The sequence below is a fragment of the Sphingomonas sp. Leaf28 genome, assembly GCF_001421685.1.
GTDB lineage: Bacteria > Pseudomonadota > Alphaproteobacteria > Sphingomonadales > Sphingomonadaceae > Sphingomonas > Sphingomonas aurantiaca.
In genome coordinates this window covers 253,553-279,933 of sequence record NZ_LMKX01000008.1, presented here as the reverse complement: position 1 = coordinate 279,933, position 26,381 = coordinate 253,553, and the positions used below count along the sequence as shown (strand labels likewise).

22 protein-coding genes, 1 tRNA gene and 1 pseudogene are annotated in these 26,381 nt (G+C 68.1%); 14 read left to right on the top strand and 10 right to left on the bottom strand.

Annotated features, from left to right (window positions below; translation table 11 throughout):
- Positions 1 to 53: 53 nt before the first annotated feature.
- Together ASE79_RS11725 and ASE79_RS11720 are read left to right on the top strand one after the other, a co-directional pair.
- The gene (locus tag ASE79_RS11725) at positions 54 to 1,475 is read left to right on the top strand and encodes a DEAD/DEAH box helicase (RefSeq protein WP_056416494.1); all 1,422 of its coding nucleotides are present in this window, start codon (positions 54 to 56) and stop codon (positions 1,473 to 1,475) included.
- Positions 1,476 to 1,529: 54 nt separating this feature from the next.
- Complete coding sequence (locus ASE79_RS11720) at positions 1,530 to 1,796, top strand: hypothetical protein (protein ID WP_056417251.1); 267 nt, start codon at positions 1,530 to 1,532, stop codon at positions 1,794 to 1,796.
- 202 nt (positions 1,797 to 1,998) lie between these two features.
- Here the strand turns inward: ASE79_RS11720 and ASE79_RS11715 are convergent, their stop codons facing one another.
- From ASE79_RS11715 to ASE79_RS11695, 5 genes and pseudogenes are all read right to left on the bottom strand, one after another.
- Positions 1,999 to 2,664, bottom strand: a complete 666-nt coding sequence (locus tag ASE79_RS11715; RefSeq protein WP_056416492.1) for a nitroreductase — start codon at positions 2,662 to 2,664, stop codon at positions 1,999 to 2,001.
- Positions 2,665 to 2,856: 192 nt separating this feature from the next.
- Positions 2,857 to 4,152, bottom strand: a complete 1,296-nt coding sequence (gene hslU, locus ASE79_RS11710; protein WP_056416489.1) for an ATP-dependent protease ATPase subunit HslU — start codon at positions 4,150 to 4,152, stop codon at positions 2,857 to 2,859.
- Between the two features lie 130 nt (positions 4,153 to 4,282).
- Positions 4,283 to 4,825: an ATP-dependent protease subunit HslV gene (hslV, locus tag ASE79_RS11705; protein ID WP_056417248.1), complete on the bottom strand. Its 543-nt coding sequence runs from the start codon at positions 4,823 to 4,825 to the stop codon at positions 4,283 to 4,285.
- Between the two features lie 266 nt (positions 4,826 to 5,091).
- Positions 5,092 to 5,325, bottom strand: a pseudogene (locus tag ASE79_RS11700) (3TM-type holin); the annotation flags it as partial.
- A gap of 88 nt (positions 5,326 to 5,413) precedes the next feature.
- The gene (locus tag ASE79_RS11695) at positions 5,414 to 5,950 is read right to left on the bottom strand and encodes a glycoside hydrolase family 108 protein (RefSeq protein ID WP_056416484.1); all 537 of its coding nucleotides are present in this window, start codon (positions 5,948 to 5,950) and stop codon (positions 5,414 to 5,416) included.
- Between the two features lie 621 nt (positions 5,951 to 6,571).
- Between ASE79_RS11695 and ASE79_RS11690 the strand changes: the two genes are divergently transcribed.
- The 8 genes from ASE79_RS11690 to ASE79_RS11655 all read left to right on the top strand — a co-directional run bounded on the left by ASE79_RS11690 (position 6,572) and on the right by ASE79_RS11655 (position 17,445).
- Complete coding sequence (locus ASE79_RS11690) at positions 6,572 to 8,854, top strand: NADP-dependent malic enzyme (protein ID WP_056416480.1); 2,283 nt, start codon at positions 6,572 to 6,574, stop codon at positions 8,852 to 8,854.
- 482 nt (positions 8,855 to 9,336) lie between these two features.
- Complete coding sequence (locus tag ASE79_RS11685) at positions 9,337 to 10,044, top strand: sugar transferase (protein ID WP_321163333.1); 708 nt, start codon at positions 9,337 to 9,339, stop codon at positions 10,042 to 10,044.
- 8 nt (positions 10,045 to 10,052) lie between these two features.
- A complete protein-coding gene (locus tag ASE79_RS11680; RefSeq protein WP_056416474.1) occupies positions 10,053 to 11,228 on the top strand; it encodes a glycosyltransferase in 1,176 nt (391 codons plus the stop codon).
- Positions 11,225 to 12,361: a glycosyltransferase family 4 protein gene (locus tag ASE79_RS11675; RefSeq protein WP_056416472.1), complete on the top strand. Its 1,137-nt coding sequence runs from the start codon at positions 11,225 to 11,227 to the stop codon at positions 12,359 to 12,361. The genes ASE79_RS11680 and ASE79_RS11675 overlap by 4 nt, the downstream gene beginning before the upstream one ends.
- The gene (locus tag ASE79_RS11670; RefSeq protein ID WP_082445268.1) at positions 12,358 to 13,401 is read left to right on the top strand and encodes a glycosyltransferase family 2 protein; all 1,044 of its coding nucleotides are present in this window, start codon (positions 12,358 to 12,360) and stop codon (positions 13,399 to 13,401) included. The genes ASE79_RS11675 and ASE79_RS11670 overlap by 4 nt, the downstream gene beginning before the upstream one ends.
- Positions 13,398 to 13,970, top strand: coding sequence for a polysaccharide biosynthesis/export family protein (locus ASE79_RS11665; RefSeq protein ID WP_082445267.1), 573 nt, complete (start codon positions 13,398 to 13,400; stop codon positions 13,968 to 13,970). The genes ASE79_RS11670 and ASE79_RS11665 overlap by 4 nt, the downstream gene beginning before the upstream one ends.
- A gap of 5 nt (positions 13,971 to 13,975) precedes the next feature.
- Entirely contained in the window at positions 13,976 to 15,280 is a 1,305-nt protein-coding gene (locus ASE79_RS11660; protein WP_156359669.1) for an outer membrane beta-barrel protein, read from the top strand.
- A 5-nt stretch (positions 15,281 to 15,285) separates the two neighbouring features.
- Positions 15,286 to 17,445: a GumC family protein gene (locus tag ASE79_RS11655; protein ID WP_056416466.1), complete on the top strand. Its 2,160-nt coding sequence runs from the start codon at positions 15,286 to 15,288 to the stop codon at positions 17,443 to 17,445.
- Positions 17,446 to 17,458: 13 nt separating this feature from the next.
- On the opposite strand, the gene ASE79_RS11650 is transcribed toward ASE79_RS11655, so the two are convergent.
- On the bottom strand, positions 17,459 to 18,370 hold the full coding sequence (locus ASE79_RS11650; protein WP_234422775.1) for a glycoside hydrolase family 26 protein: 912 nt from the start codon (positions 18,368 to 18,370) through the stop codon (positions 17,459 to 17,461).
- A gap of 224 nt (positions 18,371 to 18,594) precedes the next feature.
- On the opposite strand from ASE79_RS11650, the gene ASE79_RS11645 reads away from it, so the two are divergent.
- The gene (locus ASE79_RS11645; RefSeq protein WP_235516893.1) at positions 18,595 to 19,866 is read left to right on the top strand and encodes a hypothetical protein; all 1,272 of its coding nucleotides are present in this window, start codon (positions 18,595 to 18,597) and stop codon (positions 19,864 to 19,866) included.
- On the opposite strand, the gene ASE79_RS11640 is transcribed toward ASE79_RS11645, so the two are convergent.
- Positions 19,850 to 20,086, bottom strand: coding sequence for a hypothetical protein (locus tag ASE79_RS11640; protein WP_056416460.1), 237 nt, complete (start codon positions 20,084 to 20,086; stop codon positions 19,850 to 19,852). The genes ASE79_RS11645 and ASE79_RS11640 overlap by 17 nt on opposite strands.
- Before the next feature lie 146 nt (positions 20,087 to 20,232).
- The gene (locus ASE79_RS11635; RefSeq protein WP_056416457.1) at positions 20,233 to 21,213 is read right to left on the bottom strand and encodes a glycosyltransferase family 2 protein; all 981 of its coding nucleotides are present in this window, start codon (positions 21,211 to 21,213) and stop codon (positions 20,233 to 20,235) included.
- Between the two features lie 50 nt (positions 21,214 to 21,263).
- On the opposite strand from ASE79_RS11635, the gene ASE79_RS11630 reads away from it, so the two are divergent.
- On the top strand, positions 21,264 to 22,238 hold the full coding sequence (locus ASE79_RS11630) for a glycosyltransferase family 2 protein (RefSeq protein WP_056416454.1): 975 nt from the start codon (positions 21,264 to 21,266) through the stop codon (positions 22,236 to 22,238).
- Positions 22,238 to 23,755, top strand: a complete 1,518-nt coding sequence (locus ASE79_RS11625; protein WP_056416451.1) for a lipopolysaccharide biosynthesis protein — start codon at positions 22,238 to 22,240, stop codon at positions 23,753 to 23,755. The genes ASE79_RS11630 and ASE79_RS11625 overlap by 1 nt, the downstream gene beginning before the upstream one ends.
- On the opposite strand, the gene ASE79_RS11620 is transcribed toward ASE79_RS11625, so the two are convergent.
- Entirely contained in the window at positions 23,752 to 24,768 is a 1,017-nt protein-coding gene (locus ASE79_RS11620; RefSeq protein ID WP_056416448.1) for a polysaccharide pyruvyl transferase family protein, read from the bottom strand. The two genes, ASE79_RS11625 and ASE79_RS11620, sit on opposite strands and share 4 nt — an antisense overlap.
- A 323-nt stretch (positions 24,769 to 25,091) precedes the next feature.
- Here ASE79_RS11620 and ASE79_RS11615 point away from each other — a divergent pair, with 323 nt between their 5' ends.
- Positions 25,092 to 26,108, top strand: a complete 1,017-nt coding sequence (locus ASE79_RS11615; RefSeq protein ID WP_056416445.1) for an acyltransferase family protein — start codon at positions 25,092 to 25,094, stop codon at positions 26,106 to 26,108.
- Positions 26,109 to 26,155: 47 nt separating this feature from the next.
- Here ASE79_RS11615 and ASE79_RS11610 read toward each other — a convergent pair.
- Positions 26,156 to 26,232, bottom strand: a tRNA-Pro gene (locus ASE79_RS11610).
- Between the last annotated feature and the right edge of the window lie 149 nt (positions 26,233 to 26,381).

Below are 26,381 nucleotides of genomic sequence, written 5' to 3'. Positions count from 1 at the left end.
TCGTGCGTCCGCTTCGTGGATTCGCGAGCCCGGCATCTATTGAGAGACCATTCATGTCATTTGCAAACCTCGGCCTTGCCGAGCCGCTCGTCCGTGCGCTCGAAGCCAAGGGCTATACCGAGCCGACGCCGATCCAGGCGCAGTCGATCCCGATCCTGCTCGAGGGCGGCGATCTGCTCGGCATCGCGCAGACCGGCACCGGCAAGACCGCCGCGTTCGTGCTCCCCTCGATCCAGCGGTTGACCGAAAACCAGAAGCGCGTCCTGCCGACGCATTGCCGCATGCTGGTGCTCGCGCCGACTCGTGAGCTCGCCAGCCAGATCGCCGACAGCGCGCGCGCTTACGGCCAGTTCAGCAAGATGTCGGTGACCACCGTGTTCGGCGGCACCAGCATCAACAAGAACCGCCAGGATCTCAGCCGCGGCGTCGACATCCTCGTCGCGACGCCGGGCCGGCTTATCGATCTGATCGAGCAGGGCTTCTGCAACCTGTCGATGATCGAGATCCTCGTGCTCGACGAAGCCGACCAGATGATGGACTTGGGCTTCATCCATGCGCTGAAGAAGATCGTCCGCATGCTGCCGAAGAAGCGCCAGACGTTGTTCTTCTCGGCGACGATGCCCGTCGCGATCCGTGATCTCGCCTCGCAGTTCCTGCTCGACCCGAAGACCGTGTCGGTGAAGCCCGCGTCGACCACCGCCGAGCGCGTCGACCAGTATGTCACCTTCTGCAACCAGTCGGAAAAGCAGGCGCTGCTGACGATCACGCTGGGCGATCCGGCGATCGACCGTGCGCTCGTCTTCACGCGCACCAAGCATGGCGCCGACCGCGTCGTGAAGCTGCTCGCGGGCAACGGCATCGCCTCGAACGCGATCCACGGCAACAAGAGCCAGGGCCAGCGCGAGCGGGCGCTGGGCGAGTTCAAGCAGGGCAAGGTCAAGGTTTTGATCGCGACCGACATCGCTGCGCGCGGCATCGACGTCTCGGGCGTCAGCCACGTCATCAACTTCGAGTTGCCCAACGTCGCCGAGCAGTATGTCCACCGCATCGGCCGCACCGCACGTGCGGGCGCCAGCGGCATCGCCGTCGCGTTCTGCGCGGATGACGAGAAGGCCTATCTGCGCGACATCGAGCGGATCACGCGTCAGAAGGTGACGGTCCGCGCGCTGCCCGACGATTTCGTCAACCTGTCGAACCAGATCAAGCAGACTCGCGTCAAGACGATGGGCGCGGACCCCGAGGTCCGGATCGACCGTCCACGCGATCCCGCGCGTCCGCGTGCGACGCATGCGCCGCGCGCCACCGGCGGCAGCACCGGCCGCAACTATGCGGGTGCGAGCCGTGGCGGCCAGGGTGGCGGCGGCGGTCGTCCGCAGGGCGGTGGTCGTCCCGGTGGTCAGGGCGGCGGTGGCCGTCCGGCCGGCGGTGGCGGCCGTGGTCCGGGTCGCGGCGCGGGTCCAAGCTCGGCGCGCTAAGCATTCGATCGCCTCGCGGGTTTGGTGTAAGACCGGCCCGCGAGGAGAATGCTGATGGACGTTTCCACTACCCCGGTCGCCGAGCGCATCGCGCGCGTGCTGGCCGGCCAGCGGATCAGCGCGAATGCGGGCGGCGACGCCGAATCCGCGTCGCAGCTGATCGATTCCGCCTGGGCGGACTATCTGCCCGACGCGCTCGCGGTGCTGCGCACGCTGCGCGAACCCGACCGGGCGATGGCCGCGGCGGGTGACCCCGCGGTCTGGGAGGCGATGATCCTTGCGGGGATCAAGGGCGCCAAGCCGCAGACGGTGGTTCTCTAATCCTTGCTTCCCCGCGAAGGCGGAGACCCAGCCTGGGCACCCGCCTTTGCGGGTGAACAATGCCGTATAGGCACCACCCCGGCGGAGGCCGGGGCCCAATTGGCGCACGCTTTTGACTGAGCGCGCGTCTGGTTACGCCGGTCCCCCAATTGGGCCCCGGCCTTCGCCGGGGTGGTGCTTTATTGTCGGTTGACCGCCGGGATTAGCGGATCGTCTTCAACCATTCCGCCTCTGCCGCGCGGTCGGTGCGCAGGGCATTGGCGGGAGCCGACTTGTCCTCGTAGCCGATCGCCATGCCGCAGAAGAGCATGCGGTCGTCGGGGATGTCGAGGAACGCACCGAGCGTGTCCGGGTACATCGCCCAGCATTCCTGCGCGCAGGTGGCGAGGCCGGCGTCGACCGCGAGCAGCATCAGGTTTTGCAGGTACATGCCGAGATCGGACCATTGCGGCGGGCCCATCCGCCGGTCGACAGTGCAGAAATAGGCCGCCGGGGCGCCGAAGAAGGCGAAGTTGCGGGCGAACCAGTCTCGGCGCGCCGCCTTGTCGTCGCGGGGGATGCCGAGTTCTGCGTACATCGCTTCGCCGACTGCGAAGCGGCGGTCTCGGTAGGGGGCGGTCAGGTCTTTTGGGTAGATGTCATAGGCTGGCTGTTCGGTGGTCCCGGTGGCCAGCTTTTCGGCCATAGTTGCCTTGAGGCGGGTCATTGCGTCGCCTTGGACGATTGCAATGTGCCAGGGCTGGAGGTTGCCACCGGTCGCGGCGCGGGACGCTTTTACGGCGAGGTCGCGGAGTTGGGTCGGGTCCACGGGGGTGTCAAGAAAGCCTCGGACGGAGCGGCGGGCGGCGATGGCTTCGGTCACGTCCATTATGGTCTCCTGACAGCGGCCCTGACAAAGCCCGCTCGGCGACTACCGTAACGGAACGATCCTCCCCCGCCAGGGGGAGGTGGCAGGCCCTAGCCTGACGGAGGGGGAGGACATGGAACAGCCGTTTTCCTGTCCTCCCCCTCCGTCACCTTCGGCGATACCTCCCCCTGGCGGGGGAGGATGCAGAACGAGTTAGAGCACGAAGCGGCTGAGGTCGGTGTTGCGGGCGATCTCTTTCAGCTGGCTGTCGACGTACGCGCCGTCGATCATCAGGTTCGAGCCGCCGCGATCTTCGGCGTTGTAGCTTACCTCCTCGAGCAGCTTTTCCATCACCGTCTGCAGGCGGCGCGCGCCGATATTCTCGATCTCCGCATTCACCTCGGCGGCGATGCGGGCGATCGCGGCGATGCCGTCTTCGGTGAACTCGATGCCGACGCCCTCGGTCGCGATCAGCGCCTTGTACTGGAGCGGCAGCGACGCCTTGGTGTCCGACAGGATCGCGACGAAATCCGCTTCGGTCAGCCCCTTCAACTCGACGCGGATCGGCAGGCGGCCCTGCAATTCGGGGAGCAGGTCGCTCGGCTTGGCGACGTGGAACGCGCCGCTCGCGATGAAGAGGATATGGTCGGTCTTCATCGGCCCGTATTTGGTGGCCACGGTCGTGCCCTCGATCAGCGGCAGCAGGTCGCGCTGGACGCCCTCGCGGCTGATCGACCCGCCCCGGCCATCGGCGACCGCGATCTTGTCGATCTCGTCGAGGAAGACGATGCCGTTGGCCTCCGCATCGGCCAGCGCCGCGCGGCTGACCTCGTCCTGGTCGAGACGCTTGTCCGCCTCTTCCTCGACGAGCTTGTCCCAGGCCGCATGGACGGTGAGCTTGCGGCGCTTCAATTGCTGACCGCCGCCGAACGACTTCATCATCTCGCCGAGATTGATCATCTGCGGTGCACCGCCCGGGATCTCGAACGGCGTGGTCGGCGCCTGCTCGACCTCGATCTCGACCTCGGCGGTGTTCAGATGCCCGTCGAGGAAGCGCTGCTTGAAGCTTTCGCGAGTCGCGGTGCTCGAATCCTTGCCGACCAGCGCGTCGAGCAGGCGACCCATCGCCGCCTCCTCGGCCTTGTCCTTCACCGCGATCCGACGGCGTTCCTTTTCGAGGCGGATTGCTTCCTCGACGAGGTCGCGCGCGATCTGTTCGACGTCGCGGCCGACATAGCCGACCTCGGTGAACTTGGTCGCCTCGACCTTCACGAACGGTGCGTCGGCGAGCTTCGCCAGACGGCGGCTGATCTCGGTCTTGCCGCAGCCGGTCGGTCCGATCATCAGGATGTTCTTGGGCGTGACCTCGTCGCGGAGATCTTCGCTGAGCTGCTGGCGGCGCCAGCGGTTGCGCATCGCGACCGCGACCGCGCGCTTGGCGGCGGCCTGGCCGATGATGTGGGCGTCGAGCGCGGCGACGATGGCCTTCGGGGTGAGCTGGTCGTTCATGGTTCTCTCGCTCCCCTCCCGCAGGCGGGAGGGGCTGGGGGTGGGCTCGCGCTTCCCTCGAACGGTAGCGCCGGAGGTGGGCGGGCGCCCACCCCCTGCCCCCTCCCGCTTGCGGGAGGGGGAGAAGAAGTTACGTCGTCGAGTCCATCGTTTCCACCGTGAGGCGGTCGTTGGTGTAGACGCAGAGTTCGGAGGCGATGTGCATCGCCTTGCGGCACAGGACTTCCGCGTCGGTCTCGTACTCGACGAGCGCGCGGGCGACGGCGAGCGCGTAATTGCCGCCCGAGCCGATCGCGGCGACGCCGTTCTCGGGTTCGAGCACGTCGCCATTGCCCGTCAGGATCAGCGTCACGTCCTTGTCCGCGACGATCATCATCGCTTCGAGGTTGCGCAGGAACTTGTCGGTGCGCCAGTCCTTGGCGAGCTCGACTGCGGCGCGCAGGAGTTGGCCCTGATGCGCCTCCAGCTTGCGTTCGAGGCGTTCGAACAGCGTGAAGGCGTCTGCGGTGGCGCCGGCGAACCCGCCGATGACCGAGCCGTCGCCGAGGCGGCGGACTTTGCGCGCATTGGGTTTCATGACGGTCTGGCCCATCGAGACCTGGCCATCGCCGATCACGACGACCTTGCCGCCGCGGCGGACCGAGAGGATGGTGGTGCCGTGCCAGGTCGGCATGGCGTGGGGGTCGTTGCTCATGCCAGCGATGTAGGGTGCGGTTTCGGGGGTGCAACGGGGCGGGGATGAACACCGGCCGTTCGTCCCGAGTAGCGATCGAGCGTGTCGAGAGCGCGTATCGAAGGACCAGCGTTGCGCGCGTTACCCGTACCTCGATACGCGCCCTCGATACGCCCGAGCGGGCTACTCGGTCGCTACTCGGCACGAACGGAAAAGGGGTGGCAGTACGGCGTTTACGCCGAGGGGGCCGCTGTAAGGAGGTGGAATCACCGCCCCTTCCCCCATTCGCGCGCGACCGTGTAGCCGAGATAGCCCGTGCCGAAGAGCGCGTAGAGTGGTTCGGGGATCGCGTTGAGATAGGCGGCCATGCCCGCGGCGATCGCCTGCGCCGTGGACGGGCGGACCGCGGCGATCAGGCCGGCCGGGATCGCGCCGAGCAGCAGGATGTACATGACGTAGAGGAAGGTCGGGCGGGCGCGGGTGATCCAGGGGTCTGGTGCTGGATCAAGGGGTTGCTGGGCCATTGGGGGTCTCCGGCAAGAGTGAAGTATAGGAAGTGCAGACGCTGGGAGCGTTTGCGCGGCCGAGTCAGGTGCGGTTGGCGAGCCAGCCGTGGAGGAAGGCCTCGTTGGCGGGGCGGGTCTCGGCGAGCGCGACGTAGCGTTCGCCTTGCAGCGCCTCGATCGCTTTCAGGAGCACGGTTTCGCCGCCGGGTTTGCGGCGCGCTAGGAAGGCGTCGAGCGCGGCGAGTGTCGCGGGGCCGATGCGACCGTCGAGGCTCATGTCGGGATAGTCGGTGGCGCCGCGGTTGAGCGCGTTGAGCGCGCGCTGGAGGAAGGTGGCGGCGACGGCGGGGCCCATGTTGACGCCGGTATCGAAGAGTTCCTCGGCGATTTTGGGCGCGCGCGGGGCGATCTGGTCGAAGCCGGGGCGGGTCCAGTAAAGGCGGCGGTAGATGCTTGCCGCGCTCTCGCGGGGGAAGACGCGCATGTCTTCGGTACAGCCCTCGGCGCGGGCGACGGCTTGCGTGATGCCGTAGCGGGTGGGGCCGCCGCGGTCTGCGGGGTGGTTGGTGTAGCCGCCCTCGCGGTCGATGACGGTGTCGATGAGGTGATCGATGGTCATGGTGCGGCTCCCGGTTTTGTGGGTGGAAGCGAACCATATTGGTTCGTTGTAGGACAGGGGTTTTTGGCGCTGTTCCCCCGTGCAGGCGGGGGTCCGGGGTAATGAAGGGTAGCGCTTGGGATTCCTGGGCTCCCGCCTTCGCGGGAGAACGGGGAGTTCGATCCTCCCCCGCCAGGGGGAGGTGGCCGGCCCTTGCCGGACGGAGGGGGAGGACACGGAACCGGGGTTTTCCTTTCCTCCCCCTCCGTCACCTTCGGTGCCACCTCCCCCTGGCGGGGGAGGATCGTTGGGTTTGCCCCTCCCCGGCGGAGGCCGGGGTCCAGTTGGGGGACGTTGCTAACCGAGCGCTGCGCGTCGTTACATCGGACGTTCCAACTGGGCCCCGGCCTTCGCCGGGGTGGTGGTCCTTCGCCGGGGTGGTGGTCCTTCGCCGGGGTGGTGGTCCTTCGCCGGGGTGGTGGTTTGGGCGGGTCGTGGCGCCTCCGCCTCATCCGAACCGACGCTACGTCCGCGCGGGGTTGGCGGATCGGTGTGCGTGAGGCTATGCGATCGTTGAACATTCGCCGCGCGTTTTGCGCGCGCCCACCCGGTCGCCGCCGCGGCCGACAGGTTAGGAAGACCATGGAAGACGATTTCCGCAAGGCCGCGCTCGATTATCACCGCTATCCAAAGCCGGGTAAGCTCTCGGTCGAGGCGACCAAGCGGATGGCGACGCAGCGCGACCTCGCGCTGGCCTATTCGCCGGGCGTTGCCGCCGCGTGCGAGGAAATCGCCGCGGATCCGGACAAGGCGCGCGACTATACCGCGCGAGGCAACCTCGTCGCGGTGATCACCAACGGCACCGCGGTGCTCGGGCTCGGCGCGATCGGTGCGCTCGCGTCGAAGCCGGTGATGGAGGGCAAGGCGGTGCTCTTCAAGAAATTCGCCGGGATCGACTGTTTCGACATCGAGATCGACCAGCTCGACCCGCAGGCGTTCATCGAGGCGGTCCGCGTGCTCGAGCCGACGTTCGGCGGGATCAATCTCGAGGACATCAAGGCGCCCGAATGCTTCGAGATCGAGACGAAGCTGCGCGAGGTCATGAACATCCCGGTGTTCCATGACGATCAGCACGGCACCGCGATCGTGTGCGCGGCCGCGGTCCGCAACGTGCTCGAACTGCGCGGCAAGCAGCTCGACCAGATGAAGCTGGTGACGTCGGGCGCAGGCGCGGCGGCGCTGGCGACGGTCGATTTGCTGGTGTCGATGGGGCTCAACCCCGAGAACGTGACGCTGACCGACATCAAGGGCGTCGTCCATGCCGATCGCGGCGACGTGATGCCGCCGAACATGGCGCGCTATGCCCGCACCACCAATGCGCGGACGCTGCCCGACGTGCTGGAGGGGGCGGACATCTTCCTCGGCCTGTCGGCGCCGCGCGTGCTGAAGCAGGAATGGCTGCACCTGCTCGCGCCCGATCCGCTGATCCTGGCGCTGGCGAACCCCGAGCCCGAGATCCAGCCCGCACTGGTCGCGGCGACCCGCCCCGACGCGATCATCGCGACGGGCCGTTCGGATTTTCCGAACCAGGTCAACAACGTGCTGTGCTTCCCGTTCATCTTCCGCGGCGCGCTCGACGTCGGCGCGACCGAGATCAACGAGGCGATGAAGGTCGCCGCGGTCGACGCGATCGCCGCGCTCGCACGCGCGACCGCGTCTGACGTGGTCGTCAGCGCCTATGGTGGCGCGACGCCGGTGTTCGGGCCGACCTACATCATCCCCAAGCCGTTCGATCCGCGGCTGATCCTGCACGTCGCGCCCGCGGTGGCGAAGGCGGCGATGGACTCGGGCGTGGCGACGCGGCCGATCGAGGATTTCGACGCGTATCTGCGCGACCTCGAAGTGTTCGTGTACCGCTCGGGCCAGCTGATGCGGCCGATCTTCGCGCGCGCCAAGCAGGCGGGGCGCTCGATCGCGTATGGCGAGGGCGAGGACGACCGGACGCTGCGCGCGGTGCAGACGGTGATCGACGAAGGGCTTGGCCGGCCGGTGCTGATCGGGCGGCGCGACGTGATCGGCCAGCGGATCGAGGCGAGCGGGCTGCGGATGACGATCGGCAGCGATGTCGAGGTGCTCGATCCGGCGACCGACCGCGAAGTGTTCGAGCCGCTGCTCGCGAGCTACAGCGCGCTCGTCGGCCGCCGTGGCACGCCGCCCGACAGCGCCGAGCGCGCGCTCAGGACGCGGCCGAGCGTGGCCGCGGCGATGCTGCTGCGCGAGGGTCGCGTCGATGCAGCCTTGTGTGGTGGCATCGGCGACTGGTGGACGCAGATGACCTATGTCATGCCGCTGATCCCGCGGATGCCGGGCGTGTCGCGGCTGTACGCGATGTCCGCGGTGATCCTGCGCACCGGCAGCCTGTTCTTCTGCGATACGCACGTCACGGTCGATCCGACCGCCGAGCAGATCGCGGAGATGACGATGCTCGCGGCCGACGCGGTGCGCGCGTTCGCGATCGAGCCGAAGGCGGCGTTGCTGTCGCATTCGAGCTTTGGCGCGTCGCGGTCGCCCTCGGCGCAGAAGATGCGCGCGGGGCATGCGTTGCTGAAGGAGATGGCGCCGGAGTTCGAGTTCGACGGCGAGATGCACGGCGATGCCGCGCTGTCGGAGGCGCTGCGGCGGCGGCTGGTGGACGACAGTCCGTTGACGGGCTCGGCGAACCTGCTGGTGATGCCGAACATCGATGCGGCGAACATCGCGGTGTCGCTGCTGTCGGCGTCGACCGAATCCGCGCCGCTCGGGCCGATGCTGCTCGGGCTCGCCAAGCCGCTGCAGATGCTGGTGCCGAGCGTGACCGCGCGCGGGATCGTCAATCTGAGCGCGATCGCGGTGGGCCATGCGGCGACGGTGAGCGAGACGGCCTGACGATTACGCACGTCCGGGGTCGCGCCGTTTGGTGCGATCCCGGGCGGTCGGCCGCGGGGCGACGACTCGCGGGGGTCGGTCCGATCTCGATGCGAATCATCTGCGGATGGCCAATACCACCGGGCGATCTCCACCGACCGTGACGCGGGCGGTGGGACGGGTTGGCGTGCCCGCGCGCGACCCGTTCGGATTTTACAATAGTTCCAGATAATTAGCGCTCGATCGCGGCCGAAGGCGGCTGCGTCGATCACTGCCGATTCCGTGAGCGGTGCGTCATTAATACGCAAATTCCGCCCGTTTCCCGGCAGATACAGGCTGCGTTCAGCCACAACGCACGGCGTCCAAAGGTGTCGCCAAATTCATGCTGCAATGCGGTAGACAGAGCGATCGGCGGGATAACGGGGGCTGAGTCCGCTGGCCAAGCCGGGGCACCTCTGCAATATTGCACTGCGACAATAAACATCAGTTAATGAGGTGCGGCCATGACATTCTATGGCGATGTACGCACTCGCGTTAGAGTGCATTCGGGATCCAATGCCTCGAGCAAGTCGACCGATAACTTCAGTGTTATGCGGAAGGTCGATGGCAATTTGTCGCGACTGGTCGACATCATTTTCGCCGGCAGTGCCTTTCTCGTATTTTTGCCGGTTATCGTACTGCTTTGTATCGCAATTTCTCTTCAGGACGGCGGGTCTCCGCTGTTCATGCACCGGCGTATCGGGCGTGGCGGACGGATGTTTCCGTGCCTGAAGCTGCGGACGATGGTGCGCGATTCCGAGGCACGGCTGCGGCGGCACCTGGCCGAGAACCCGGCGGCGCGCGCCGAATGGGCGCTCGACCAGAAGCTGCGCAACGATCCCCGGATCACGCCGCTCGGCCGCTTCCTGCGCAAGTCGAGCCTCGACGAGCTGCCACAGCTGCTCAACGTCGTCTGGGGTCAGATGAGCCTGGTCGGTCCACGGCCGATCGTGCCTGCCGAAGTCGAGCGCTACGGGCGCTACATGGAATTCTACTGCAACCTGCGCCCGGGGATCACCGGGCTGTGGCAGGTCAGCGGCCGCAACGACATCAGCTATCGCCGTCGCGTGGCGATGGACACGATCTATAGCCGGACCCGCTGGGTGGGTGGCGATATCTGGATCATGGTTCGTACCGTGCCGGCCGTCTTTGCCAGCAAGGGGTCGTTCTGAGTACCGCCTTGCGCGCCGCCCCGCGCGCCGCCGCCCGCGAAAACGCGAGCGCCACGGGGCAATCGGTGCTGCTGGTCGATCCGTCGCTGTTCACCGCGCCCTATGACGCGGCGCTGTCGGACGGGCTGCAGGCCAATGGTCTGCGGCCGGCCTGGGCGACGCGGGCGCTGCGTCCGAACGAGGAGGATCTGCTCGCCGGGAGCCGCACCCTGCCCTTCTTCTATCCGCTGACCGACGGACCGCGGCGGCGCGTGGGATCGGCGTGGCGTGCGCTCAAGGGACTCGAACATGTCGCGGGGCTTCGCCGCCTGACGCGCGAAGCCGCGCGGTTCGACGTCGTCCATTTCCAATGGGCGGCGCTGCCGATGCTCGACGTGCGCGCGGTACGCCGGATCCGGAAGAGCCGACCGGTCGTGCTGACCGTCCATGATATTGAGCCGTTCAACGGCCGCCCGGTCAGCGCGGCGCAGCGCAGCGGCTACACCGCCATCCTCGCGGCGTTCGACCGGCTGATCGTGCATACCGAGCAGGGTCGCGACGCGCTGCTGGCGCGCGGCCTGCCCGAGGACCGGATCCACGTCGTGCCGCACGGCGTGCTGCCGTTGCGCACCGCCGAGCCCGAAGCGCGCGCGCAACCTGGCCGCTGGCGGATCGTGCTGTTCGGCCGCCTGCAGGCGTATAAGGGCGTCGACCTGCTGGTCGAGGCGCTCGGCCTGATCGATCCGCAGATCCGCGATCGCCTGGAGGTGATCGTCGCCGGCGAGGCGCAGATCGACGTCGAGCCGATCGTGGCGCGCGCGAAGGCGCTGGGTCTTGGCGACGCGTTCACGCTGCGTGAGGGGCGGCTGTCCGAGGACGCGATGGCGGGGCTGCTGCGCAGCGCCGATGCGTTCGTCTTCCCCTACCGGTCGATCGACGCGAGCGGCGTCCTGCATCTCGTCGCCGATCTCGATCGCTGGCTGATCGCGAGCGATCTCGGCGCGTTCCGGACGATGATCGGGACGGGCGAGGATAGCGGCGCGCTGGTGCCCGCGGCGGATATCGCGGCGCTGGCGGGTGCGATCGTCGACTCGATCGGACGGCGGCCGCGTCCCGCATCGGCGACGGACACGCTCGACTGGACCCAGATCGGCGCGATGACCCGCACCGTCTACGAGGCAGCGCTCGCGGATCGCGCGGCATGAGCCGGTCGCTCCTCATTTTGCAGGACAGCCCCGACTTTGGCGGGCACGAGGCGATGTTCCTGCGGTTCCTGCCGACGCTGCTGGAAAGCCGCGACTTCGACCGGATCGTCGTGCGGCATCCGACCGCCAACGCCAAGCTGGCCGAGCGGCTGCGGCCGTATGTCTCGGACCGGTTCGCGGTGATGCCGTGGGATTTCACCAAGCAGCGCGCCGAGCCTTATCTCGGGGGCTTTCGCCGAAGCTATGCGCAGGCTGTGCGCAAGGCCTTTGCCGATGTGCGGCCGAGCGCGACGCTGTTGCTGCAGGGGCGGATCGAGAATTGCGTCGTCCCGCTGCTCGCCGCCCCGCGCGACAGCTTCGTCGTCAGCTATGTGCCGATGGCGCACCGCATGGCCGAGCTGGGCCGTCGCGCGGTGCCCGGCGACTGGGTCCGCCGTCGCCTGTATCGCCGCCCCGATCGCTTCATCGTGCCGAGCAGCGCGGTCGTCGAGCAGGTCCGTGCCGCGGGCGGCACCGCGCCCGTCGTGGTCGCGGACAACATCGTCGCGCCGCCGCCGCAGCCTGCGCGCGCGCAGGCCCGGCAGGCGCTCGGGCTAGATCCCGACTCGCGCGTGGCCCTGTTCCTCGGGCGGCTCGACATACGCCAGAAGGGGCTCGACACGCTGGCGGACGCGATCCGGCGGAGCGCGGCGCAGCTCGAGGGCTGGACCTTCGTGATCGTCGGGTCCGGCGAGGGCGAGGCCGATTTCGATACGCTGCGACGCGATCTCGCCGGTCGGGTCGACATTCGCTGCTCGGCATGGACCGACACCCCGCACGCGACGCTGGCGGCGGCGGACCTGCTGCTGATGCCGTCGCGCTGGGAGGGCGTGCCGTTGGTCATGCTCGAGGCGATGACCTATGGCATCCCCGTGCTCGCGTCGCAGATCGACGTGTTCCGCGCCTATCTGCCGCCCGCCAACCGGATCGATTTCGCGCAGGCCGATCTCGCCGACGCGATGGCACGCGCGATCGCGCCCGCGGGGGTCGCCGACTATCGGCGGCATGCCGATGCGCGCCTGCGCGAGACCGATCTGCAACGGTCCGCCACGCGCTTCGTCGAGGCGCTGCGCCCGGACGGCGGTGCGGCATGACCGCGAGCGTCATCATCCCCACGCTGAACGAGATCGCGCATATCGAGGCGTTGCTCGACACGCTGTTGCGCGAGCCGCCGTCGGTGGTCGGCGAGATACTGGTCGCCGATGGCGGCAGCCGCGATGGCACGCGCGAGGCGGTCATCGCGGTCGCGGCCCGCGCGCCGCGCGTGCGCCTGATCGACAATCCCGAGCGGATCCAGGCGGCGGGCGTCAATCGTGCGGTGGCCGCGGCCGACCGCCGCTTCGCCGTCATCGTCCGCGTCGATGCGCATGCGTCCTACCCGCCCGACTATGTCAGCCGGCTGCTCGCCTCGCTGGCGGACAGCGGCGCGGATTCGGTCGTGGTGCGGCTGACGACCAGGGGCGATCGCGGCTTCCAGCGCGCGGTCGCGATCGCGCAGAACAGCCGGATCGGCACGGGCGGATCGGCGCACCGCATGGGCAACGCGTCGGCCTGGGTCGATCACGGCCATCACGCCGCGTTCCGGCGGGCGCTGTTCGAACGCGCGGGCGGGTATGACACCAGCTTCGAGGCGAACGAGGATGCCGAGCTCGACGCACGGCTTCGCGCGCTGGGCGGGCGGATCTGGCTCGATGCGACGATCCCGGTGATCTATTATCCGCGCGGCACGCTGCGGGGCCTTGCGCGGCAATATTTCCGCTATGGCTCGGGGCGTGCGCGGACCAGCCACAAGCATGGCGAGCGACTGCGCCTGCGCCAGATGCTGCCGCCGGCGATCACGCTGGCGATCGGCGTCGGCCTGATCGGCGGGATCGTCCTGCCCGTGCTGTTGGTCATCCCGCTGCTCTATGCGCTCGCGCTGCTGGCGGCATCGAGCGTGTTCGCGCTCAAGGACCGATCGCTGACCGCGCTGATGGCCGCGCCGGCGCTGGCGACGATGCACATCGCCTGGGGTGCAGGCTTCCTGAAGCGCAGGGCGCTCCAGATCGGAAAAAGAAGAGCTATGATCGATACCGAGATTGAGACCGTTCGCGGGCCCGAGCGTGGCCATGAACGTGGTGGAGAAGCGCTATGACCAAGCGTATCGCGATGGCGTGCACGACAGCGTGTGCGGCGGCCCTGTGGCTGACGGGCTGCTCCGCCGATATCGCGCAGACCCCGGCGGGAGCGGCGCCCGCTGCGCCCTATGTGTACCGGCTCGCGCCCGACGACCGGCTGCGGATCAACGTGTATAACGAGCCCGGCGTGACCGGCGAATATGCCGTCAACAGCGAGGGCGACATCTCGTTTCCGCTGGTCGGCATGATCAAGGCGCAGGGGCAGACTCTGGGCGAGTTCTCCGCGGCGCTGACGCAGACGCTGCAGGCACGCTATTTCAAGAACGCGCATCTGGTCGTCGACCTGGTCGCGTCGCGGCCGATCTATGTGCTGGGCGAAGTGAACAAGGCGGGCCAGTTTCCCTATCAGTCGGGGATGACAGTGCTCGGCGCGGTCGCGACCGCGGGTGGCTTCACCTATCGCGCGAACCAGAAGACGGTGATGATCCGCCATACCGGACAGGCGGCCGAAGCGCGCGAACCGCTGACCGCCGACGTGATCGTGCAGCCCGGTGACACCGTGCGGATCCGAGAGCGAAACTTCTAGTTCCCGTGTCTCGCCGTACACCCTGTTGGCTTCGTCATGCCGCCCGCACCGGCGTGCTGGGCAGTGCGATGCTGTGCCCGCAGTTGCTCCATGCGCAGGAGACGCCGCTGTTGCCCGAGGAAAAGCCACAGATCGAAACGCGGCATACAGCCGTGCTCGAGCGCGTGCAGCCGGGCTATGTCGCGCCCGGCATTCCGCTCGGCGGGTTCCGGCTCGCGCCGTCGGTCGAGGTGACGGGCATCCATGACGACAACATCTTCGGGACGCAGGACGACCGGGTCGCGGACAGCTTGCTGCGGATCCAGCCGCAGCTGGCGCTGCAATCGCAATGGGCGCGCAACAGCCTGAGCCTCGACGCGAAGGGCAAGGTCGACCGGTATCTCAACCGCAGCACCGAGAATATCGCCGACTATTCGGTGACGGGCCGCGGCGTGTTCGACATCAACCAGGCGACCACGCTGACGACCGCGATCCGCGCCGAGGGGATCCACCAGTCGCGGCTGTCGCAGGACATATTCTCGCAGACGATCAAGCCGATCTATTACACGCAGCAATCGGGCGCGGTGCTGCTCGCGCATGATTTCAACAAGCTGCGACTGTCGACCACGGCGCGCGTGGCGCGGTTCGATTTTCGCGACGGGCAGCTCGCCGACGGGTCGATCGCGGATTACCAGCCGAGCGACAATATGAGCTACCGCGTCGGCGTCCGCGCCTCCTATGCGCAGACGCCGTCGATCGCGTGGTTCACCAGCGCGAGCTACAATATCCGCCGCTTCCGGACCGGCTCGATCGAGACGCCCAAGCGCGATTCGAACGGGTTCGAGCTGCTCGCCGGCGTCAGTTTCGAGCCCGCGGCGCTGATCCGCGGCAGCATCGGCATCGGCTATATCCAGCAGCGTTTCCGCCTGCCCTTCTACAACGACCTGGGCGGCCTGGGCTTCAACGCGACGGTGCAGTTCTTCCCGACTCAGCTGACGACCGTGACGATCCGGGGCAACCGGTCGGTGCTCGATTCCGGCATTCCCGGATCGGGCGGCTATCTTTCGACCCAGGGCAGCATCCAGGTCGATCACGAATGGCTGCGGCAGCTCATCCTGTCCGCGTCGCTCGGCTATCAGGACAGCCGCTTCAACAATCTGGACCGCACCGATGGCCGCATCAGCGCCAAGGCCAGCGCGACCTATCGTATCAGCCGCTATGCCGGGCTCAAATTCGGCTTCGAGCGGCTCGACCAATCCTCCAACGGCACTGATCGTTACCGCGCGTTCAAGGACAACCGCGCGACGATCGGCCTGACGCTGACAAGGTGAACGCCATGGACGACTTCCGCTCCAGCCAGACTGCCGAACCCCGATCGAAAGGGCGATTGGCCGCGACGATCGGCGATCCGATGGACAGCATCCGCCATGCGTTCGCCACCGTGCGGCATCGCAAGTGGCTGGCGATCGGCGTGTTCGCCATCATCCTGGCGCTGGTGCTCGCCTACGGGTTCACGCGGACCAAGCTGTACACCGCCTCGGCAGGGATGGTCGTCAACTCGCGCGAGCTGAACGTGTCGGAGAAGGACAAGGAGGTCCTGCCCGGCCTGTCCACCGCCGAGACCGCGGTGGCGACCGAGGTCGAGATCATGCGCTCGTCCGCGGTTGCGCTGGGCACCGTGCGCGCGCTCAACCTCGTCGCCAATCCGGTCTTCGCCGCGAGCATTTCCAAGCTGCCCGGTGCCGACCGCGAGGCCGCCGCGACGGGGCTCGTGATCGGCGGGACCAAGATCCTCCGGCCGGGTGAATCGAGCGTCGTCTCGATCGCCTATACCGCACCCGACCCGATGCTCGCCAAGGCGGTCGCCGACCAGATCGGCCACCAGTATCTGGCGGTGAAGGAAAAATCGCGCCGTGCCGCGGTCGAGCAGGTCGGCCGCGGGCTCGGTACCGAACTCGACAATCTGCGCGTCCAGCTCGAGGCCACGGACACCGAGGTCGCACGCTATCGCACGCAGCACGACCTGTTCGACAGCCAGGGCGCGACCTTCACGCAGCAGGAATTGTCGCTGTACAAGCAGCAACAGGCCGCAGCGCAGGCGGCGCTCGCCGATGCGCAGGCCAAGCTGAGCACTGCGCGCGGCCAGACCCGCAAGGGCGATACCGGCGGCGTCGGCGCGGTGCTGCAATCCCCGGTGATCCAGCAGCTGCGCAACCAGCGCGCGTTGCTGGCGACCACCTATGCCGATCTGCAGGGCCGCTATCAGCCCGATCACCCCGATCTGATCCGCACCAAGGACCAGGTCGAGGCGCTCGACAGCGCGATCGGCGCGGAGACGAGCCGGCAGCTCGCCAATCTGAACGCCAACGCGCAGATCGCGCGCGACCAGGTCGCCAATGCGGCGGGGATCGTCGCGCGGACGACGGGGACGCTGGCCAGCGACAACACCGCATCGGTCCAGCTATCGCAGCTCCAGCGCAAGGCGGACGGCCTGCGCGCGACCTACCAGGCGCTGCTCGAGCGCAAGAACCTGATCAGCAGCCAGGCGCTGGTGGCGGACGAGGATGCGCGCATCTTCTCGCCCGCGGCGCTGCCGCAGCGGCCGACCTCGCCCAACAAGCCGCTGATCCTGATGATCGGGCTGGTGCTGGCGACGATCGTCGCAGGCGCGGCGGTGTGGATTGCCGAGGCGTTCGATCGCAAGCTGAGCTCGTCGGCGGATATCGAGCGCAAGCTCGGGCTGCCGCATATCGCCAACATCCCCGAGATCGCGTCGATCGCGCGGCCCGGCGAGGAAGGCATCTCGCCGATCGACTTCCCGGTGGAACGCCCGCTGTCGCTCTACGCCGAACAGCTGCGTGCGGTGCGGCTGGCGCTGGTGCGCAAGGGCCGCAGCGGGATGACGAGCGTCGGGATCACCTCGGCACGCCCGAGCGAAGGCAAGACGACGCTGGCGATCTCGCTCGCGCGGACGTCGGCGATGGCGGGCAGCCGGACGCTGCTCGTCGATGCCGATCTGCGCCGCGCCTCGGTCTCGCGCGTGATGGGGCTGCCGCCGCATGCGGGGATGGTGCAGGTGCTGCGCCGCACCGCGACGCTGGACGAGGCGCTGATCCACGATCCGGTCAGCGGGATGTACGTGCTGCCCGCGGGCGACACGACCGAGAACCGGCAGGACCTGTTCGCCGCGGCCAATATCGGCGCGTTGCTGGCCGAGGCGGAAAAGCGTTTCGACCTGGTGATCTTCGATGCCGCCCCCGCGCTCGCGGTCACCGATGCGCGGCTGCTGCTGCGCCAGGTCGACGAGGTGCTGATGGCGCTACGGTGGAACGACACGCCAAGCCAGAGCGCGGCGGCGACGCTCAAGCGGATGCGCGCGCTCGATATCGAGCCACTCGGCGTGATCGCGACCCGGGTCGACATGCGCCAGCTGGCGGTCTTCGGCCACGGCGATGTCGATCGCGATCACGCCGACTACGGGGCCTATTATGCCTGAGTCGGCTGGCCGGTCATTGTGCGAACTCCGCCTTGTAGGCCGCCAGCGCCAGCGGGAACTTGCCCGCCGACATCGTCGAATCATAATCCGACGCGGTGAAGTCCCAGTAGCTTTCATAGGCGACGCGGTGCGCGCGCATCCACGCGGCCATGTTGTGGATGAACAACGGGTCGTCGCCATACCCATGCCCATCGGGCCGCGTGCCGGTACCCCATTCGGGGACCACGATCGGCTTGTGGTGCGTCAAGGCGAACCGGGCGACCCAGTTCAGCCCGTAATTGGCGGTGAGATAGCCCTGCCAGCGGGTGGCGGGATCGCTGTCCTGCGGGCGCCAGCTCTGGTTGTAGATGTCGATGCCGACCAGGTCGACGACGTCGTCGCCCGGCCACAGCGACTCGGGCGGGTTCGCGCCGGTGCCGAGCGACGGGTTCCACACGATCCGGAAATGCTGGCCGGGCACCGCGCGCAGCACGCCGACGACGTGACGGAACGCGCCGACGAACGACACCGGATCCTTCTCGGCCGACCAGGCATACCAGTTGCCGTTGAATTCCCAGCCGAGCCGGATGACCGTGTTGGCGCGCCCCTTGGCGACGAGCAGCTCGCCGATCTTGCGGAACTCCGCGTCATATTCGCCCGCCGCCGCCGAGCTGAGCGTACCGCCCTTGACGACGAGCGGGACGCCGAGCGCGAGGCGGACGGGCTGGTTCTGCCAGCAGGTCATCGCCCATTGCGCGCCGCTGTGCAGCTGCGCCCAGCTCTCGGCGGACAGGAAATCGGACACGCCGTCGAGCTTGCGCCCCATCACGCCCTGATAGCGCGGCAGGCGATCCTTGCCGTCGCAGCCGGCGCCCTTGTAGACATACATCAACGGATTGGCGTGCGCGGGCGTCGCGGCCAATGCGCTGGCAGCAAGTGCAATCATAACGGCAGTCCGGACCATAAGGCGGCACTCCTGCCCGGCCGGAATGAGACGAGACGCCGGCCGGCCGGGCGACGGCGGCGGCGATCAATCCTCTACCGGTCCACTCTATGGTGGCCTTCGCGAAGCGTTACGCACGTTCCGCCCCGCGGCAAGGCACCGCGCCGCGCGATGCCCTGCGCACGCGACGAGGCGAGTGCGACGTGGCGCGCGCGCGGGGTGATCGCGTGAGCGCCGCCTCGCTTTCCCGGCACGAGACGCTGCGCGACGACGCGGTGATGGACGCGGAGGACCAGTCCGCGCGCAACGGCCGGATCTTCGTCCACGGGACGCTGATCGCCTGCCTGATCCTGCAACGCTTCGGTGCGATGCCGGGCGGCAGCGCGCTGTTCATCAGCCTGCCGCTGTTCGCGCTGCTGCTCGGCTGGGGTCTTGCCAGCGGCATCGCGACGCTGCGGCCGCGCGGCATCGCGCTCTATTTCGTCTTCGCCACGTGCACCTTGCTGTCGACGCTGATCGCGCTGACGACCCCGGACGGGCGGTTCGGCACCAGCGTGCCGTCGATCGTCGCGATCCTGGTCACGTACAGCTTCACGCTGATCGGCCCGAGCGCCCGGTTCGACCGGACGACGGTGTTCCGGCTGTTCCTCGCCTATACCCGGTTCATCGCGGCGGCGGGCATCGTCCAATGGGCGGTGCAGTTCATCGGCATCCGGATCTTCTCGTTCATGGTGACCGTCCCCGCGCTGAAGCCGGTGCTGGTCGAGCCGCAGTTCAACTTCAACCCGATCCTGCATTACGGATCGACGATCCTGCGTTCCAACGGCTTCTTCCTGCTCGAGCCGAGCATGTTCTCGCAGACGCTCGTGATCGCGGTCGTGATCGACTATTTCATCCTGGGGCGGGTCAAGTACCTGCCGCTGTACCTGGTCGCGTACATGCTGTCCTTCTCGGGTACCGGTGCGCTGTCGCTGGCGCTGGCGGTGCCCTTCTATGCGTGCCTGTCGGCGCGCAATTTCGGGCGGGTCGCAGGGTTTGCGATCGCGGGCGTCGTCGCGCTGGTGCTGGGGTCGATCGTGTTCCCCGAGCAGGTCGGATCGATGCTGAGCCGCACCAACGAGCTGAGCTATTCGGGGTCGAGCGGCTATGCGCGCTTCATCGGCCCGTTCCTGCCGATCGCGGAGCTGAGCCACGAGGCGCGGATCCTGATCGGCTGGGGACCGGGCGCGACCGAACGCTATCTGTATTTCAAGGAAGGCACGGGCAATTCGATCGCCAAGCTGATCACCGATTACGGCGCGATCGGGATCACCGCGTTCCTGGCGATGTTCGCGGGCACGCTGTGGCGGCGCGAGACCGCGATCCTGTCGGTGCTGGCGCTGACCACCTTCATCATCGGCGGCGGCTATCTGTTGTTCACGCCGATGCTGGTGCTGCTGTTCCTGCTGTGCATCTGGGGCGGGACGACGCCCGGCGACGCGATCAGATCAGCCCGATGATCACGATCCAGAGCCCGATCCCGACGACCCCGGCAGCGGCCCAGGACGTCAGCGAGATGCGACGCCCCTCGATCCCCCCAACTGGCATCGCGGCTGGCGCGGCGGGCGACCGGGTCCCGGCATCGGCGTACCGCGCCTCGGTGCGGTTGAGCGGCTCCTGCGCGATCGGCGGGGACTGCATGGGCGTGTCGCCGGCTCCCATCGAATCCTTGCCAATCATCACGACCTCTCCACCCCGTATTTTTTCCGCCTCACATGGCCGCAATCATGGCACGGCATAGCCCGAAGCCGCCCCGTGTCCGCTGGACCTTATGTGCTTATCCTTCCATCATAGATCATGCGCGGGCGTTTGGCTTGCGGAATCCGCTACAGAGTCCGGTCGGCGTCGACATCCTGATCACGGAACCGCAGGCGCGACACGACCGCATGGTTGGTCCGGCGCTGCACCGCCGCCGCGACGACCATCGCCACGCGCTTGGGCTGCGGATCGAGCCACAACGCGCCGAGCATCAGCCGGCGCGCCTGCGTGAAGCGGCGCATCGTGAAGTTGACGCGGCCGCATTCCCACATCTGACTAGCGCGCATCGTGCGTTCCAGCTTGCGCCAGGCCGGGGCGCTGAACCGCGCGCGGATCGCGGCATTGTTGCCGATCGTTTCGAGACAGGGCTGGTGATTGGCCCAGTCGACCGACAGGCCGCCCGACGAACTGCCCGGCCGGACGCGGAGCGAGAATATCTCGGGCTCGGTCCCGATAAAGGCGAACTCGCCCTCGGCGGCGAGGCGGCACCAGAATTCCCAGTCCTCGCTCAGCCGCAACCGCGTGTCGAAGCCGCCGAGCTTGCGCGCGACGTCGGTCCGGATCAGCACATGCCCGCCATTGGCGAGAAAATTGCCGCGCAGCATCGGCTCGAGCACGTCACCATCGGGATAGCGGTGCTGCGCGAGCGGCTTCTGGTCGGGATAGGGCGCGCCGCCCGGCAGGATCTTGAGGAACGTGCCGAAGGCGGCAACCGCCGAGTCGCGCGCATCGAGCGACGCCGCGAGACGCGCAAACGCGGTTGGGTTGAGCACGTCGTCGCCATCGAGGAACATCACGAACCGGCCCTGCGCGAGCGCCAGGCCGTGGTTTCGCGCCGCCGATACCCCCGCATTGCTTTGCTGCACCAGCGAAATACGCGGGTCGTCGAGCGTCCGGACCTCGGCCGCGGTGGCGTCGGTCGAGCCATCGTCGACCACGATCGCCTGCCATGCGCCGAACGATTGGGCCATGATGGATGCCAGACAGGGCAGGACGAGCCCGGCGACGTTGTATGCCGGCACGATCACGGTAATTTCGGGGTTCGACATCTTGCTCCTTTCGAGCAGCGATCCTGGAAACCCCCAACAAGGGAGCTCGTATGATCCAGGCCAGCGTCATTATCCCAGCCTATAATGCGGCGCAGTATATCGAAGCGGCAATCGCTTCCGCAATGCAGCAAGAACGCTGCATATTGGAGATCATCGTGGTCGATGACCGATCGACCGATACCACGGCCGCGATCGTCGCGGAAATCGCGCGGGGCGATCCGCGCGTGTCGCTGCTCGCGCTGCCGCGCAACGGCGGACCGTCGGCGGCGCGCAACGCCGGCATCGCCGCGGCGCGCGGCGAGTGGATCGCGTTGCTCGATGCCGATGACAGTTTCGCGCCCACGCGCCTCGCGACGCTGATCGCGCTGGGCGAGGCGAAGCAGGCCGACATGGTGGCGGACAATCTGCTGCTGGTCGATGCGGTCGACGGATCGCAGATGCCGATGCTGGCGCCGGGCGCGCTGGCGGAACCCTGCCGGATCGACCTGACCGAGTTCATCGCGCGCAACATCTCCTCGCCCGACGCGCCGCGCACCAATTACGGGTTTCTGAAACCCGTGATGCGGCGCGCGTTCCTGGCGGAGCACGGGCTGCGCTATGACGAGACGGTGCGGTTCGCGGAGGATTTCGCGCTGTATGTCGGCTGCCTGCGTGCGGGCGCGCAGTGGTGGCTGCATCCCGAGCCGCTCTATCGCTATCTCGTGCGGCCCGATTCGCTGACTCAGATTCAGACGACCGGCGATCTCGATGCGCTGCGCCGTCGCCAGCGCAGCGTGCTGGCCGAGGCGCGCGCCGCCGGAGACGCACGGCTTGTGGCGCTGCTCCGGCAGCATCTCCGGACGATCGACCGGTGCTATTTTTACCGCGGCTTTACCGACGAGGCGAAGGCGCGCCGCCCCCGCGCCGCGTTCGGCTATCTGTTTGCGAGCCCGGCGAGCGTGCTGCTCGTCACGCAGGAAGCTGCGCGCCAATTGCCGCTGATCCTGCGCAAGGCGTTGCGCGGCGGCTATGGGACGAAGACCTGATGACCGACAGCGTACCGCCGCCCGGCCTCTCGCCCGAAATCCCCGACTTCTCGCCACAGGGCAACGCCACCGCGCTCAAGCGACAGTCGGCGGTCGGCGCGGCGGTGACGATGGGCAGCCAGGGCACCAAGTTCGTGCTCCAGTTCGGCAGCCAGGTCGTGCTCGCGCGGTTGCTGCTGCCGACCGATTTCGGCCTGCTGGCGATGGTCGGGCCGCTGGTGGCGGCCGCGTTGCTGCTGACCGACCTCGGGCTGTCGGCCGCCACGGTGCAGCGACCGACGATCAACCAGGTCGAATTGTCGAGCCTGTTCTGGCTCAACGTGCTGATCGGCTGCGGCCTTGCCGGCGTCGCGGTGGCGGCGGCCCCGCTCGCGGCGATCTTCTACGCAACGCCTGCGGTGACGCCGGTGATGATGACGATGGCCGCCGCGCTGCTGCTGTCGAGCCTGTCCGCGCAACATATCGCGCTGCTCAACCGCCGCATGCGCTTTGGCGCGATCGCGATGATCGAGGTCGGCGCGCTGATCGCCGGCGTGATCGTCGGGGTCGGCGGTGCGCTGTGGGGGCTCGGCTATTGGTCGCTCGTCGCGATGCAGGTGACCAACGGCGCGGCGACGCTGATCCTCGCCTGCGTCTTCTCGCGGTGGCGGCCGTCGCGGCCGGGCATCTCGCGCGACGCGCTGCACCTGTTGCGGTTCGGCGGCACGGTGACCGGGTATAATCTGCTCGGCTATCTGATCACCAATCTCGACAATATCCTGATCGGCGCGCGGTTCGGCGCGGGGCCGCTCGGCATCTATGATCGCGCGTACAAGCTGATGTTCCAGCCGCTGTGGCAGATGACCGCGCCCGCCGCGCGAGTCGCGGTGCCGTTGCTGTCGCGGCTGTCGGCCGATCCCGCCGAGTATCGCGGCGCGTATCTCGCGATGCTCGGCGGCGTCCTGACGCTGACCACGCCGGGCATCCTGTGCGCGATCGTCTTTGCCAAGCCGGTGATCCTGGTGCTGCTCGGCGAACGCTGGATCGCCTCCGCGCCGACCTTCGCCTGGCTTGGCGTCGCCGCGCTCAGCCTGCAGCTGCGCCAGGCCGCATCGTGGCTGTTCGTCAGCCAGGGGCGTGCGCAGGAACAGCTGAAATGGGGCGGTCTGGGATCCGCCGCGGTGATCGCGGGCTATCTGATCGGCATCTTCTGGGGCCCCAAGGGCGTCGCCATGTCCGCCGCGATTTCCAGCGCGGCGGTGCAGATTCCGATGATGTGGTGGGCGGTGACGCGCAGCGGCCCGGTGACGCGGAGCGACGCGATCCGGCTGATGGTCCCGATCGCCGCCGCCGCCGCGATCGCGGGCGGCCTGCTCGCGCTGGCCGCCTATGCGTTCGTCTGGGCCAGCTTGCCGATGCTCGCGCTGGCCGGGCTGCTGGCCTATGCGCTGTTCATCGGTGCGCTGGCCCTGTTCCCGGACGGGCGCATCCAATTGGCCAAGGCGGGGGGGATCGTCCGCCGGCTGGCCAAACGCTAGCCCGCGCGGACGTCGGCGATCAGCCCCGCGACGGCGTGGTCGAGGCGGCCGAGGCGATCGGCGAAGATGCCGTCGTCGCTCAGATAGCTTTGGCCCGCCGCCGCCGCCTTGAGCGCGCGGCTCGCGGTTGCCAGCCGGCGTCCGTCGAACTGCGTTGCCGCGACCTTGAGCAACGCCTTGATCGCGCCGGGCGCCTTGACCGCGTCGATCACCGCGGGCTCTTCGCGGAACCGGTCCTGGAACTCCGCGATCAGCGCGGCATCGTCCGCACCCGCCGAGTCGACGCGCGCAACGCTGCGCCCGCCCGCCTGGGTCAGCCGGCTGATCCGGTCGTAGCGGAACGACTCGAGCCGCGTGGTCGGCGGCAGCGGGACGGGCTGGTAGACGAGATCGAGCGAACCGGCCCAGTCGCGCCACTTGAAGATGCTCACCTCGGGCGAGATCATCACCGGGATCCACGGAATGCGCAGCGTGTCCGCGACGATCGCGCCGTGCATCGCCTCGGTCACGACCAGCTTGGCGCGGCCATAGCAGGCGAGGATCCGATCGGGCGCCCATTGCGGATCGACGAAGGTCATGCCCGCGCGCTCGGCGGCGGCCTGCCAGTTGCTGTTCACGAGCGTCCGGTGATGCGGCATGAACAGGATCTCGTCGGCGCGCGCCGAGCGGGGGACGAGATCGGGCAGATTGGCGAGCAGCGCCGCGCTGTCGGTGACCGCGGCGGACGGGTGTCCGACCACGCTGGCGGTGAGCGGGCCGCGGACCGCGCAATAGGTCCAGCGCGCAGAGTCGTCGGGCAAGCGGCCATAGGCAGCGCCCGACCCCATCACGAACACGCGCTTGCCGATGGTCTCGACGCCGCGGAACCGGGCCTCGTCCAGCAGGCTGCCGATACCGACCAGCACGGTGTCGGGCGCCGAGCGGACGTCGTCGGGCAACACGCGCGGCCAGATCAACTCGTTGAGGTCGTCGCCGAAATTGCCGACGGCATCCTTGTAGTAGACGATGTGCATAGCTGTTCCTGTCTCAGTCGTCGGCGATCGCGGGATGCGGCCGACCGGGCAAGCACGCCTGGCCTGCCGGCAATAGGGGTGCGGGGCGGCGGCGGGGGGACGACGCAGCAAGCCACGCGGGGCGAAAAACGTCGTCCATTTCGTTACTGCACCGCAACATTGGCCGACATGCAAGGCCCCCCAGGACCGGATCGGGACGTGTCGTGCAGCGTTCGCGTCTATCGCAGATCGCCGCGGTTCTTCGATCGCCCGAGCCGAACGGTGCCACGTTCCAAAGCATAGGCCACGCATGACGCGACCGCCCGAGGCTATGCTGCGCTGCAATGACGCGTCTTTATGGTCTTCAGTATCTGCGCGGTCTCGCTGCGTGCGCGGTCGTCGCCTATCATGCAGCGGACCGTGCGCAGCGGCCCTTCACGGTCGGAGAAGCGGGCGTCGACCTGTTCTTCGTGCTCAGCGGGTTCCTGATGTGGGCGATCACCGATGCCGACAGCCGGCCGGGCCGGTTCCTGGCCGACCGCGCCAAGCGGATCGTGCCGATCTACTGGATCGTGACGTCGGTGATGCTCGCCGGTGCGCTTGCCGGACTGTTCCCCGCGGTTCGGCTGAGCGTCGCGCATGTCGTCACCTCCTATGCGTTCCTCCCGTCGGTCTCACCAAGCAACGGGCAGACATGGCCGTTGCTCGTGCCCGGGTGGACGCTGAATTACGAAGTGGGGTTCTACCTGCTGTTCGGGGCGGCGCTGTGCCTGCCGCGCGCGGTGCAGCTCGGCATGCTCACCGCGGTGCTGATCGCGCTCGCGGCGATCCACCCGCTCGTCGGGCGCGACCAGGCGGCGCTGTATTTCTATTCCGACCCGCACATCCTCGAGTTTCTCGGCGGGCTGTGGCTGGCGCAGCTGTGGCGGAGCCCGGCGTTCGGCCACGCGGCGACTCGTGGCGTGCTGATCGCGACGACGGTGGCGCTGTGCGGGCTTGCGCTCGCCTTGCCGCCGGAATGGCCCAAGGCGCTGCGCTACGGATTGCCCGCGCTGTCGGCGGTCGCGACGATCCTCGCCTATGAGCGCCGGCCGGGTGGAATCGCCGAGCTGCCCGCGCTGCGGTTGCTCGGCGATGCGAGCTACTCGATCTATCTGTGGCACACGCTGGCGCTGGCAGTGACGGCGAAGATCGCGATGACGCTGCACATCGCCGGCGCGGTGGCGATCCCGCTGCACATGGTCGCCGGGATCGGCATCGGGCTGATCGGCTATGCCGGGCTCGAAAAGCCGGTGATGCGGTATTTCCATCGCCGCAAGCGCATGGCTGCGGCCGCCCTAGACGCCCGCGCGACTGCGTAAGGGCGGACCACCCGCCTGGGATCGAGTCCCGATGTGATGAAATAAAATGGTCGGGGCGACAGGATTCGAACCTGCGACCCCCACACCCCCAGTGTGATGCGCTACCAGGCTGCGCTACGCCCCGACCGATCGGGCAGCCGCAAGACCACCCGAGGGGCGCGCACTACGCGGGGTCGCGGCGGGATGCAAGTGCGAACACCGCCGGTTTGTGGACTCCTCGCCTGGAGCGGCGTTGCGGAGCGGGTCTGGCATGCGGGTGGTCGCGCGGGCGCC